The following is a 12,230-nucleotide window of genomic DNA, read 5'->3' as shown; positions in this document are numbered from 1 at the left end:
CATGTTAAGTGTTTCTAATTATCACGTCAGCTATGGTCAAAGTGAAATCATACATGGGATGAACTTTGACGTTAAACCCAACGAGATTGTCGCCATTATGGGGCGCAACGGAATGGGTAAAACAACTTTGATGAAATCTTTGATGGGGGTTATTCCGAGTAAGTCAGGTGAAATTACTCTGGGAGGTAAAGATGTCTCCAATATGCAGAGTTACCAGCGTGTAGGCGCAGGGTTTGGCTTCGTTCCTCAAGGGCGAATGATTTTCTCTAGCATGACTGTTAAGGAAAATATTGAAACTGGGCTTACTACAACTAAGGCCCGAACCGTACCTAAAGATCTTTATGATCTATTCCCGGTATTGTTAGAAATGCGTAATCGCCGAGGCGGTAACCTATCCGGTGGTCAGCAACAACAGTTGGCTATTGCCCGTGCCTTAGCAAGTGATCCAAAATTATTATTACTGGATGAGCCCACCGAAGGTATTCAGCCTTCCATTATTCGGGACATGGCCAGAACATTAAAAGAGATTCGCGATCAACGAGGTCTTTCGATTGTTGTGTCAGAGCAGGTGTTAAGTTTTGCTCTTGATATAGCCGACAGAATTCTAGTGATTGAGAAGGGAGAAATTGTTCATGAAGAACTTCGCGAAAATGTAGATGAAGCAAAAATTGCTTCATATTTATCAGTTTAAAATTTCGAGAGGTTAAATATGCGTCACGGTGATATATCGAGCTCCCCAGATACGGTTGGAGTGGCTGTCGTGAATTACAAAATGCCTAGGCTGCACACTAAAGCCGAGGTGCTGGAAAATGCCCGTAAAATCGCCGATATGATTATCGGTATGAAAAAAGGGTTGCCTGGTATGGATTTGGTGGTTTTCCCTGAATACAGCACCATGGGTATTATGTATGACACTGACGAGATGATGGCCACTGCGGCGACTATTCCTGGTGCGGAAACAGAAATATTCTCTGCAGCTTGTCGTGAGGCAAATACGTGGGGAGTGTTTTCACTTACAGGTGAACAACATGAAGAGCACCCCAATAAATCACCTTACAACACCTTAATTCTCATTAACAACAAAGGTGAAATTGTTCAAAAATACCGCAAGTGTATTCCTTGGTGCCCAATTGAAGGTTGGTATCCTGGTGATCGAACTTATGTCACCGAAGGCCCTAAGGGTATGAAAATTAGCCTGATTATTTGTGATGACGGCAACTATCCTGAGATTTGGCGCGACTGCGCAATGCGCGGTGCTGAGCTCATCGTTCGCTGTCAGGGCTATATGTACCCGGCTAAAGAGCAGCAAGTAATGATGTCCAAGTCTATGGCGTGGGCTAATAATTGCTATGTGGCAGTGGCCAATGCCAGCGGTTTTGATGGGGTTTATTCGTATTTTGGACACTCTGCGATTATCGGATTTGATGGCCGAACCTTAGGCGAGTGTGGTGAGGAAGATATGGGCATTCAGTACGCTCAGTTATCTGTATCCCAAATCCGTGATGCTCGAAAAAATGATCAATCTCAAAACCATTTGTTCAAACTATTACATCGCGGATATAACGGTGTTCATGCTTCTGGTGATGGTGATAAAGGTATTGCTGATTGTCCTTTTGAATTTTATCGTTCTTGGGTTATGGATGCGGAAAAAACTCGTGATTCAGTCGAAGCGTTTACCCGCTCCACTGTAGGTGTCGCCGACTGTCCTGTCGCTGACTTACCCGTGGAGGAGAAGTCGAAAACAGTTGACTAAAAGTTAAGTCAGCAGTGATTTAGGCTCAGCACCTTAGTTGTGGTTCGCCATAATGGCGGGCCATGGCTGGTGCCGCGGCGATTGCAGGGCGAACAGAGTGTGGATAGAACGTGGTTTTTATAAACGAAGTGCTCGAGCAAAATCGAAAAAAACTAGAAGCCGACAAAGCGTCGGTTACTCCCAAGGTTAAGGCGGCCGCTACAATCCGCAGTCGGTTTGTTTTTGACCTGGAGCATGCCCATACGCTGTTGAATGAGCGTTTAAAGGGGCAGCCAGAGGTGGTCGAGCAATTGTTAGATGCCTTGGCGTTTATCAAGGTCGATATTGCTGACAGTCAACGCCCTTTGTGGAATGCGTTGTTGCTTGGTCCGACCGGGGTAGGTAAAACGCAGTCAGCGAAATTACTGGCCCAAATTCTGACCGGCAATGAAGATAACCTTTGTCGCATTGATATGAATACATTGTCGCAGTCGCATTACAGTGCGGCTATTACCGGTGCACCGCCCGGTTATGTGGGCAGCAAAGAAGGTGTTAGCTTATTTGATGAAGCGCTGATTGAGGGCGATTTAGCCCGACCCGGGGTGGTGTTATTCGACGAGATTGAAAAGGCTAGCGATGAGGTTCGCATGGCTTTGCTCAGTATATTGGAAGATGGGCATCTTACTTTAACCGGTTCAGGCAAGAGTATTAACTTCCGCAATTGCGTTATTTTAATGACTTCTAACCTGGGGGCGCGCCTGTGGGAGGGTACGCAGATGGGGCGTTTAGGTAAGGCGCTCGGTGTGCAGCGCAGCCGGCAACAACGAGCATTGCAGACGATTACGCAAAGCTTTTCTCCCGAGTTTTACAATCGCATTGACCGGGTCATGATGTTTGACTCGCTTTCGAGCGAAGCGGCGCACGATATCTTGATGCTGGAGCTCAATCAGCTAAATCGGAGGTTGGCGCGGAAAAACTGCAGTCTGATACTGAGCACTGAAGTGTGTAGCCATTTGGTTAAAATGGGCTTTACCGCTCGCTACGGTGCCCGTTCGGTGCGACGCTTGGTGCGAGATAGCATTGAGGTACCCCTGGCACGCTTTCTGGTGGATCATGCTAATGAGTTAAATGAGGCCTCCTTGCTCAACTTAAATGGCGTGTGGGCACAAGGTAAGGTGCAGTTTACCTGCCAAAGCTAATGCGTTAGCTAGCAAAATTTTATTACCGTTTTTCGCCGGTTTCCTTTATGGGGCCGGCTTTTTTATTTGTGTTGATTGGGCTTCGCCGCTGATTGTGGGGCAGGGCGTCAAGTAGCGTGGCTGGTGGCTTGACGACATTGTGTTTATTGTCGTTGAAACCATACACCACGGTGATCGTGTATTGGCCCATACCCTGATCTATTTTGGCTCACTGGCGGCAAGCTCACCTGTTTTGGACCATAGCTCGCAGGGTTAACAACTCTCCATTGGATTTACTCTCAATCTTTCTAAAGCGAAGCCGTGGCCACGGATTGGGTAGCGGCTGGTCTAAGGTGCTAGGTAATTCAATGTTGCTGAGTAATGGCTCTTGCAGTGCCGCTAAGAATGGTCAGCGCCAATTAATACTCATATTTCCTTTCGTACTTTGCTTTGTTGCTACCCTTTTGCTGCTTCCCTTCCCAGTTGCACCGCGTTTGCAAACCTACGTCATTTAACGAATATGCGTAATGTTATAACATTGCAATACTGGCGTTGTATCTGCAGGTAACCCATTAAACATTCATTCTGGAGTTTTAGTATGGCTAGTACAGGTAGCGTCAGCGCTTGGGATGAAGCGCTTTTAACCGCAATGATTCAATACCCCGTTCCGGTAATTAAAGGTCCCGAAGATATTCAAGTTCAGGTGGATCAAATTTGTACGGCTCTGGCATCGACAAAAGCCGGTTACCCTGATCTTGATTTGATCGTATTTCCGGAATATTCCACGCAAGGTTTAAATACGGCTATTTGGACCTATGATGAAATGCTGTTGACCATCGACAGTCCCGAAATTGATCAATTTCGTAAGGCCTGCGTCGACAATGACGTATGGGCCGTTTTCTCCCTAATGGAGAAAAATGAGGATCCGTCTAAGCCGCCCTATAACACCGCTATTATCGTCAATAATGAGGGCGAAATTGCACTGCACTATCGCAAGCTGCAGCCTTGGGTGCCGATTGAGCCATGGTCGCCGGGCAATTACGGCATGCCAGTGTGTGACGGACCTAAAGGTTCCAAGCTCGCCGTTTGTATCTGTCACGATGGTATGTTCCCAGAGCTGGCTCGCGAAGCCGCTTATAAAGGTGCCAATGTTTATATTCGCATTTCCGGTTACTCGACTCAGGTAAACGATCAGTGGATCTGGACTAACCGTACCAATGCTTGGCAAAACCTGATGTACACAATCTCGGTTAACTTGGCCGGTTACGACGGTGTGTTCTACTACTTCGGTGAGGGCACGGTGTGCAACTATGATGGCAATGTTGTGCAGCAAGGTCACAGAAACCCCTGGGAGATTGTGACGGCGGAGCTTTTCCCGAGATTGGTGGACAAGGCTCGGGAAAACTGGGCGCTGGAAAATAACATCTTTAATCTTGGCTGTCGGGCTTACGTAGGCCAGCCGGGCGGCAGCAAAGACAATTATCTGACGTGGGTTAAGGATCTTGCCGAAGGTAAATATAAGCTGCCCTGGGATGACAAAATTAAAGTTCGCGATGGTTGGAAGTACTATCCCGACGGCGTAAAGCTGGGGCCGATGCCAAAATAGGCGCTCGACTTTTCATTTAGTGCCGCATTGGCGACCACCTGCCTACGTTATTTGACGTAGGCGGGTGGTGCTATTAACGAATGGTCGTTCCTTTTGGTTTCATCGATACTGCAGTCGTTATTAAACAGTTCAAGATGATTCCCCAGGAGTTACCGACATGACAGAAACCATTGTAAAAATCGATTTAAGTAAGACGCCCTATGAAAACGATATGATCCACAATCGTTGGCACCCCGATATCCCTATGGTTGCCACGGTTAAGCCTGGCGATGATTTTATTATGGAGTGCTACGACTGGACCGGTGGTCAGATTGAAAACAATGACAGCGCCGACGACGTACGCGATGTTGATTTAACCCAGGTTCACTTTTTATCTGGCCCTGTGGGTGTAGAGGGTGCTGAACCGGGTGACCTTCTGGTGGTTGATATCCTTGACATTGGCGCTTTTAAAGAAAGCCAGTGGGGATTTAATGGTTTTTTCTCTAAACAAAACGGCGGTGGTTTCTTAACCGAACATTTCCCAGAAGCACAAAAATCGGTCTGGGATTTTAATGGTATGTTCACCAAGTCTCGTCATATCCCAGGGGTTGAGTTTGCAGGCCTTATCCACCCAGGTTTGATTGGCTGCCTACCATCGAAAGATATGCTGAATGAATGGAATACCCGGGAAAAAGGGTTGTACGAGACCGAGCCTGATCGTGTTCCTGCATTGGCGACTTTACCTTATGCTGAAACCGCACACATGGGCCGCATGGCACCTGATGAGGCTAAAGAAGCTGCCAACGAAGGGGCGCGTACCGTTCCTCCTCGTGAGCACGGCGGTAACTGTGATATTAAAGACTTATCACGCGGCTCGAAGATCTATTTTCCTGTGTATGTCGATGGCGGCGGTTTGAGCGTCGGCGATTTACACTTTAGTCAAGGCGATGGCGAAATTACCTTCTGTGGTGCTATTGAGATGGCTGGCTGGATTCACCTGCGTGTTAGCCTAGTGAAGCAGGGTATGTCTAAATATGGCATCAAGAACCCGATCTTTAAGCCAAGCCCAATGACTCCGAAATACGATGACTACATTATCTTCGAAGGCATTTCGGTTGATGAATATGGTGAACAGCATTATCTGGATGTTCATGTTGCTTATCGTCAGGCTTGTCTGAATGCAATTGAGTACCTAACTAAGTTCGGTTACAGCAAGGCGCAGAGTTACGCCATTCTCGGTTGTGCGCCGGTGCAGGGACACATTAGTGGTGTGGTGGATATACCGAATGCTTGTGCCACCTTGTGGTTGCCAAATGATATTTTCGCGTTTGATATCAACCCGACAGCTGATGGGCCTACCATTCAGGTAGACAACACCGCTGTGGATATTCCTAAGTCGCCTGATAAGGAGTAACCCATGCCTGTTTATGATTATCGTTGCCAAGAGCATGGCGTGTTTAGCGGCTTAGCTACTATGGAGAAAAGCTCTGAGCCCTCTAATTGCCCTGTGTGTGGTGAGGCTTCGGCTAGGGTGATTATGATGTCACCGGAGCTGTTTAAAATGGCTCCGAGTAACAAAAAAGCCCACGAGCGCAATGAGCAATCAAGGGATGCTCCAGCGTTTTCAACGCCCGAGTCCCGCGCTGAAAAACGCGCTAGGCATAAGCATGAACATGGCAGTGGTTGTGGCTGTGGCTCGGATGCGCCCATTCGCGGTTCCAAGGCCGTTTACATGCCGGATGGTAGCAAGGTGTTTCCGTCAGCCCGGCCTTGGATGATTAGCCACTGACGTCTTTATTCAAGTTTAATCTCTGTTCGTTTGTTTGAGTTTCGGGAGGCATTGCCTCCCTTTTTTTTGCCTCAAGGTATTATGATTATTCGCGCTAACAGTCTTTGAGTCATTTATCTGGCTTTCATGCTTAGCCTTACGGCGCTCTCTAACACGCCACTGAGTTGGGGTTTTTAATGTAATAAAGAATTATCCAGTGATGACGCTGTTCAAAGTTTTGTAGATTGTTCGCAATAGTTGCGACTTCATAAGCTCTTCAATCGAGCTGTCAAAATTAAGCGCAATCATAGGCTTTTTAAGGGGCAGAATTCCCCCTCTTAGGCATACCAATAATAAAGGGCTGCAATCACAAGCCTCAATACTTTATGCAATTGATACCAAACACGGAGCATTCATAGTCAATACTCTATTTCAGGTTAGCCGCACAACCCTAGGCTTTATAAGAAGTGGCAACGGATTTACGAGCCTTTTTTGATTCACCTGTGAGGATGTGGGTGAATAATCTTTGTTCAGCAAGTCGAAAATCGACAGGCTCAAGATGCCTAGTTGCTTTTGCGCAATGTCATAATTTACAGAGGCTCTAGGGTGGAGTAATCGTCAATGAGCAACTCATACTAGTAGTCACCGCCGGTTTCAAATTTGTCAATTGCAGTGCCTCCGCTGATCTTATCTAGATATTCGCCTTCTGCGCCTGAATTGTTACCGCTAACAATTCAGACGGGGGATTATTTAAAAAAGCAAAGCTCGTCTCGAGCCCTGAATTTCTTCATTCGACTATATAAGAAACTCTAAAGGGTGAGCTCCATGGGATTGTTGGTCATAATATTAGATTACATATGTAAACATATATTTACATATATTTATCTGGCTGATGCATCCATGTTGATTTTGGCGACGTAAAATCCGCCACAGTTCAAAAACATCAGAGGTAAGTCCGCATGACAGGTAGTTACAACCTGACGCTTGTATTCGCTTCATACTGCGTGGCGGTCATCGCCGCTTATACAGCCATTTACTTTGGCACACGGCTGTTCACGTTGCAGGGCAGTGCCCGCAAGTTTTGGCTAGGCACCGGTGCTGTTTGTTTAGGGACCGGCATTTGGTCAATGCACTTTGTCGGTATGAGCGCCTACACCATGCCCGGCAATATGACTATGAGTTTCAGCTTACCCTTGACCATTGTTTCATGGTTGCCTGCGGTGGCGGCCTCAGCGCTGGCACTGTTAGTCATTACTCGTGTGAAAATTGCCAAGCGTGGCATTGCCGCCAGCGCGGTTATTATGGGCGCGGGTATTTCGGCTATGCACTACGGCGGTATGTTCGCCATGCGCATGGAGCCCGCCATTGTATATGACACTGTGATCGTGGCAATTTCGGTGCTGATTGCGGTGGTTGCTTCGGGTGCGGCTTTGGTGATCTGCAGGCAGGTAAGGGTTGTGCCAGCCCGTTACGCGCTAGTGGTTAAAGCGGTGGCAGCTTTGGTGATGGGTGCGGCAATATGTGGGATGCACTACACCGGTATGGCGGCGGCTACTTACCCGATGGATGGTGCCATGGCGGCCGATAATCGCCTGAGTGGTGACTGGATGGGTATCCCGACGGCTATTGTGGCTGGTGGGTTTTTGTTGTTGGCTCTGGTGATTGCTTATCAGGATTTCCGCCAAGCGGAACGTGAGCGCCAGCATGATATTAAGCAGGCGAAACAAGTTCACCTCGATGCATTTCATGATCCGGTAACGGGGTTAGGTAATCGTAGTGATATCGAACGTAAGCTGATGGGCTTATTGGCTGGAAGTGAAAAGCAGCGAGCTTTTTCTGTGATATGTGTTGATATTTCCGATTTCAGAGAGCGAGCTGCGGATTTGGGCGATACAGCTACCGATGCCTTTTTACGTGAACTGTCGTCTTTATTGGTTACAGAATGGCAAAATGCGAAAATGGTAGGGCGGTTAACTGCCAGTAGCTTTATTGCCCTTATGCCAGAAATTGACAAATCCCAGGAGGCTAAAGTCGCTCAGCGCTTAAAGATCGCGCTGCAGGGCTCGCGCAAGGTTACCGACTTTGGTACTTTTATGGTGGGACTTAGCCACTACCCGACGTCGGCCACCAACAGCCGCTTATTAATTCGCGAAGCGCAGCGCCCTAAATACAGCCTGCGCTTTCAGGGCTCTTCGTCACCGATTGCACAGCCTGCTTAATGATTGGAGCAAGGTGAGCCTAGAAGTTGGTATGTGCCGAGTAACTGGTTGCTCGGCAGTCCCAATGTAGCGTATTGCGAGATAAAGGGTAGTATTAGGGGCGGCCCATTCGGTTGTTACGAAAACTATCCAATTTATGCCAGAAGGCCCGTGGCCAGTCGCGATGAGCGGAGACTCAACCAGAGCAATCGTGTATACTCCGCGCACATTTTAATCAACGGGTGTACGATTTTGATCTCAAAGCTGTTCAGGAAGGTTGTCGGTAGCGAAAAGGCTCCAGCGGCTAAAACCGAAACCAAAGAAAACTCCGGTAGCCGTGGCGATACTCAGCGCCCCAATAAGCAAGGGGGCAACAAGCGCCGTAAGCCAGCTGCCCCTCAAGCCGGCCATTCGCCTGATAAACAGTCCGCTGACAAGTCGAAACCCAGAGGCGATGGTGACTCCAAACCCAAGACACAGGGCAAGTCCGATCAGAAGCCATCGCAGCGTAAATCGAAGCCCAAACCAAAGCCCAAGCAAAACACCTCTCCCGCAAAACCTTGGGATATTTCGCAGTTTCCGGTGCCGGAAATGGAAGGTAAAACCCGCTTTCACGATTTAAACCTGGAAACTGGGTTGATGCACGCCATTGCCGATGAGGGGTTTGAGTACTGCTCCCCCATTCAGGCCCAATCCTTGCCACACGCGTTGCAGGGCAAAGATGTGGTCGGTAAAGCGCAGACTGGTACGGGTAAAACGGCTGCCTTCCTCACTGCCATTATTGATGATTTGCTCAAGCACGGTCTCGACGACGAGCGCTATGCCGGTGAAGCCCGCGCCCTGATTATTGCCCCAACTCGCGAGCTGGTAATGCAAATTGCCGATGACGCAAAAGGCTTGTGCAAACACACTGATTTGCAAATTCATACCTTAGTCGGTGGAATGGATTACACCAAACAGCAAAATCGTCTGCACAATACCTTGGTGGATATCTTGGTGGCTACCCCGGGCCGCTTGCTCGATTTTTGTCGTAATAAAGATGTGTATCTCGACCAGCTTGAGATTATGGTCATTGATGAAGCCGACCGTATGTTGGATATGGGCTTTATTCCACAAGTTCGACAAATTGTGCGGCAAACGCCGCGTCGCGAAGACCGCCAAACCTTATTTTTCTCGGCTACCTTTACCGATGAAGTACATCGTTTGGTTGATCAGTGGACTGAAAATCCGATTACTATTGAGATCGAGCCCGAAAGCGTTGCCACCGATACGGTTTCCCAGCACGTGTATCTCGCCTCTACCGATGAAAAGTACACTTTGCTTTATAACCTGATTCAAGACGCGGAAGTCGAAAGCATGATTGTTTTTGCCAATCGCCGCGACGAGTGTCGTAAGTTACAAGATCAGTTGCGCCGCCACGGAATTAAGGTAGGCTTGCTGTCCGGTGAAATCGCTCAAAATAAACGTGTTTCTACCTTGAATGCCTTTAAAGATGGCAGCTTGAAAGTATTGGTGGCAACCGATGTGGCCGGCCGGGGTATTCATATTGATGGCATTAGTCATGTGGTGAATTTTACGTTACCTGAAGAACCTGAAGATTACGTACACCGAATCGGTCGTACCGGTCGCGCGGGTAAAACCGGTACCTCCATCAGCTTTGCCTGTGAGGACGACGCTTTTCGCTTAATGCCTATCCAAGATTTGTTGGGTAGTGAGCTTAGGTGTGAACAACCGCCTCAAGAGTTGCTGTTAGAGACCCCTCCGATGGCACCGGCAGAGAAAAAAGAGTACCGTAGCCAGGGGCAAAATAATCGCCGCGGCCCAGGGCGAAGCAGAAGTCGAGGGCCTCGCCGCTCTTAATCGCCCCTCATTTGGCTTGCTTTGTAATTCGATAAGACCGCTGTTTGGCAGTGGTCTTTATTCGTTCTGGAGTGACTGGTCGTTGATCAAATTCCTCGCTTTCATGTGTTTTACGCCCATTACTTAAGCTTTTCTCATTCGCCCTCGACGGGCCCCGTGCGGGCTTGCGGCTTTTCTGATACCTTTGTCTTTTTACTCGCGGTCGCCAGCAGGCTTTAACTATGAGTCCAGTTCCTTCTCAAGCGTCTACCCATCCGTGGTTGCAAGCGCTCGATAACTACCGCGATTGGCGTTTGCTCTATATATTCTTGCTGGGCTGTTCCTCGGGCTTCCCTTTTGTTCTTATCGGTTCGAATTTAAGTGGCTGGTTGACCGATACGGGCATTTCACGCTCACAAGTTGGATTGCTGGGCGCGGTGTTTGTGGTCTACGCCATTAACTTTCTCTGGGCACCTTTGGTTGACCGGGTACGCCTGCCAATCGTCTGTCGACTATTAGGCCATAGACGCGGCTGGATCTTTACCTTGCAAGGGCTTATGTTGTTGGCCACCGTTGGGCTTGCTCAAACTAATCCGGTGGACAATCTTCAACTGTTAGCGGTGTTTGCATTAGTGATCGCCAGTTGTGCCGCTACCCACGATATCGCCATTGATGCCTACCGGATTGAAATCATTGGTAAAGACTCCCGCCGGGTTCCCGCCGCTTCGGCCATGAGTATTATTGGCTGGTGGACCGGCTATTCTCTGCCCGGTTACCTCGCCTTTGCCAATGCCGAGTCTGTTGGCTGGGCAGGGGTTTACTCTTGGATGGCGGTGATTGTTGGGCTGCTTATGCTGTTCACCCTAATCGTGCGCGAGCCCAAGACCGATCGCCAGGCGCTGCTGAATGCGGCTGAGCTGCGCTATGCGGGTATGTTAAATGCACGCGATAATGACAACCCTTGGTCGCGGGCGATGGTTTGGCTCAGTGTGACCATCGTTGAGCCATTTGCCGACTTCTTTCGGCGCAATGGCTGGCAGCTAGCCGCGGCCATTTTATTGTTTGTTTTCTTATTTAAGATCGGTGAGGCATTTTTGGGTCGTATGTCCATTGTGTTCTATCGAGAGGTGGGGTTTAGCAATGAACAGATTGCCAATTACTCAAAATTGGTGGGCTGGGGGCTGACGATTATCTTCACGCTAGTTGGCAGCACCATCAATATTCGTTACGGTATTGTCCGGGGTTTGTTTATTGGCGGTGTCGCCATGGCCGCGAGCAATTTAATGTTCGCTTGGATTGCCTTAGTGGGTCCCAAAGAGTGGCTATTTTTAGCCACCATTGTGGTGGATAATTTCTGTGCGGCCTTCTCAACGGTGGCCTTTGTGTCGCTACTGACCTGGCTAACCGGTAGGGCTTTTTCTGGGGCCCAGTACGCACTTTTGGCTTCGCTTGGGAACCTGGGGCGAACCTCAATGTCTTCGGGCAGTGGCTATTTAGTTGATGCGCTGGGTGGCAACTGGGCGTTCTTTTTTGTTCTGACGGCTCTGATGGTGATTCCCGGTTTAGTGTTGCTTGTTTTTATTGGCCGCAAAATGACTCAAGGCGACTCAAACAGATGATTAAGAGATACCTTATTACCGCGAAAAACAACGCCCTCGGCCTCAAGGCGACGGCGCTGCTCTGCTCCGGCTTCGTTGGGCAAGGCAATACGCCCGCCGGCGGCAACTACCCGGTGCCAAGGGAGCGAGCTGTGCTCCGGCAGTGTTCGTAGCACAGCCCCTGCCCAGCGCGCGGCACCTGGTCGGCCGGCCAAGTGCGCTAATTGGCCGTAGGTCACGACCGAGCCCGCTGGTATAAGCATCAAAGCAGTATAAAGGGCGGTATTAAAATTTGATTCGGGCACGGACTTGCTCCACAACCTATTAAAATG

At 48.9% G+C, this 12,230-nt stretch carries 11 protein-coding genes; 9 read left to right on the top strand and 2 right to left on the bottom strand.

All coding sequences use genetic code 11. From position 1 onward, the window contains the following. Position 1: 1 nt before the first annotated feature. The 3 genes from urtE to Q4526_RS11615 all read left to right on the top strand — a co-directional run bounded on the left by urtE (position 2) and on the right by Q4526_RS11615 (position 2,931). The gene (gene urtE, locus Q4526_RS11625) at positions 2–691 is read left to right on the top strand and encodes an urea ABC transporter ATP-binding subunit UrtE (protein WP_215977251.1); all 690 of its coding nucleotides are present in this window, start codon (positions 2–4) and stop codon (positions 689–691) included. Positions 692–709: 18 nt separating this feature from the next. After that, on the top strand, positions 710–1,753 hold the full coding sequence (locus Q4526_RS11620) for an aliphatic amidase (protein ID WP_215977250.1): 1,044 nt from the start codon (positions 710–712) through the stop codon (positions 1,751–1,753). A 110-nt stretch (positions 1,754–1,863) separates the two neighbouring features. Beyond that, positions 1,864–2,931: an AAA family ATPase gene (locus Q4526_RS11615; RefSeq protein ID WP_215977249.1), complete on the top strand. Its 1,068-nt coding sequence runs from the start codon at positions 1,864–1,866 to the stop codon at positions 2,929–2,931. A gap of 22 nt (positions 2,932–2,953) precedes the next feature. Here Q4526_RS11615 and Q4526_RS11610 read toward each other — a convergent pair whose 3' ends face one another. Further along, complete coding sequence (locus Q4526_RS11610; protein ID WP_215977248.1) at positions 2,954–3,121, bottom strand: hypothetical protein; 168 nt, start codon at positions 3,119–3,121, stop codon at positions 2,954–2,956. A gap of 387 nt (positions 3,122–3,508) precedes the next feature. Between Q4526_RS11610 and Q4526_RS11605 the strand changes: the two genes are divergently transcribed. From Q4526_RS11605 to Q4526_RS11580, 6 genes are all read left to right on the top strand, one after another. Continuing rightward, complete coding sequence (locus tag Q4526_RS11605) at positions 3,509–4,516, top strand: formamidase (RefSeq protein WP_215977247.1); 1,008 nt, start codon at positions 3,509–3,511, stop codon at positions 4,514–4,516. A gap of 157 nt (positions 4,517–4,673) precedes the next feature. Beyond that, positions 4,674–5,909: a formamidase gene (gene fmdA, locus Q4526_RS11600; RefSeq protein ID WP_215977246.1), complete on the top strand. Its 1,236-nt coding sequence runs from the start codon at positions 4,674–4,676 to the stop codon at positions 5,907–5,909. A 3-nt stretch (positions 5,910–5,912) separates the two neighbouring features. Next, complete coding sequence (locus tag Q4526_RS11595; RefSeq protein WP_215977245.1) at positions 5,913–6,284, top strand: zinc ribbon domain-containing protein; 372 nt, start codon at positions 5,913–5,915, stop codon at positions 6,282–6,284. A 938-nt stretch (positions 6,285–7,222) separates the two neighbouring features. Then, positions 7,223–8,482 (top strand): MHYT domain-containing protein, encoded by a 1,260-nt coding sequence (locus Q4526_RS11590; RefSeq protein WP_215977244.1) that lies wholly within the window; start codon positions 7,223–7,225, stop codon positions 8,480–8,482. Between the two features lie 570 nt (positions 8,483–9,052). Continuing rightward, entirely contained in the window at positions 9,053–10,321 is a 1,269-nt protein-coding gene (rhlB, locus tag Q4526_RS11585; protein WP_303604651.1) for an ATP-dependent RNA helicase RhlB, read from the top strand. 221 nt (positions 10,322–10,542) lie between these two features. Next, positions 10,543–11,919 carry an MFS transporter gene (locus tag Q4526_RS11580; RefSeq protein ID WP_215977242.1) on the top strand — a complete coding sequence of 459 codons (1,377 nt, stop codon included), beginning with the start codon at positions 10,543–10,545 and terminating at the stop codon, positions 11,917–11,919. Here Q4526_RS11580 and Q4526_RS11575 read toward each other — a convergent pair. Further along, positions 11,898–12,203 carry an MGMT family protein gene (locus tag Q4526_RS11575; RefSeq protein ID WP_303604614.1) on the bottom strand — a complete coding sequence of 102 codons (306 nt, stop codon included), beginning with the start codon at positions 12,201–12,203 and terminating at the stop codon, positions 11,898–11,900. The two genes, Q4526_RS11580 and Q4526_RS11575, sit on opposite strands and share 22 nt — an antisense overlap. Positions 12,204–12,230: the final 27 nt, after the last annotated feature.

This window comes from Gilvimarinus sp. 2_MG-2023, assembly GCF_030547685.1.
In the GTDB taxonomy this organism is placed as follows: domain Bacteria; phylum Pseudomonadota; class Gammaproteobacteria; order Pseudomonadales; family Cellvibrionaceae; genus Gilvimarinus.
The sequence above is the reverse complement of the archived record's forward strand: the minus strand, read 5'-3'. Positions and strand labels throughout refer to the sequence as shown.

Bases quoted from the DNA above. Each gene is read 5' to 3' on its own strand.
- urtE (WP_215977251.1), top strand. From the start codon at position 2: ATGTTAAGTGTTTCTAATTATCACGTCAGCTATGGTCAAAGTGAAATC.
- Q4526_RS11620 (WP_215977250.1), top strand. From the start codon at position 710: ATGCGTCACGGTGATATATCGAGCTCCCCAGATACGGTTGGAGTGGCT.
- Q4526_RS11610 (WP_215977248.1), bottom strand. From the start codon at position 3,121: ATGGGCCAATACACGATCACCGTGGTGTATGGTTTCAACGACAATAAA.
- Q4526_RS11605 (WP_215977247.1), top strand. From the start codon at position 3,509: ATGGCTAGTACAGGTAGCGTCAGCGCTTGGGATGAAGCGCTTTTAACC.
- fmdA (WP_215977246.1), top strand. From the start codon at position 4,674: ATGACAGAAACCATTGTAAAAATCGATTTAAGTAAGACGCCCTATGAA.
- Q4526_RS11595 (WP_215977245.1), top strand. From the start codon at position 5,913: ATGCCTGTTTATGATTATCGTTGCCAAGAGCATGGCGTGTTTAGCGGC.
- Q4526_RS11590 (WP_215977244.1), top strand. From the start codon at position 7,223: ATGACAGGTAGTTACAACCTGACGCTTGTATTCGCTTCATACTGCGTG.
- rhlB (WP_303604651.1), top strand. From the start codon at position 9,053: ATGGAAGGTAAAACCCGCTTTCACGATTTAAACCTGGAAACTGGGTTG.
- Q4526_RS11580 (WP_215977242.1), top strand. From the start codon at position 10,543: ATGAGTCCAGTTCCTTCTCAAGCGTCTACCCATCCGTGGTTGCAAGCG.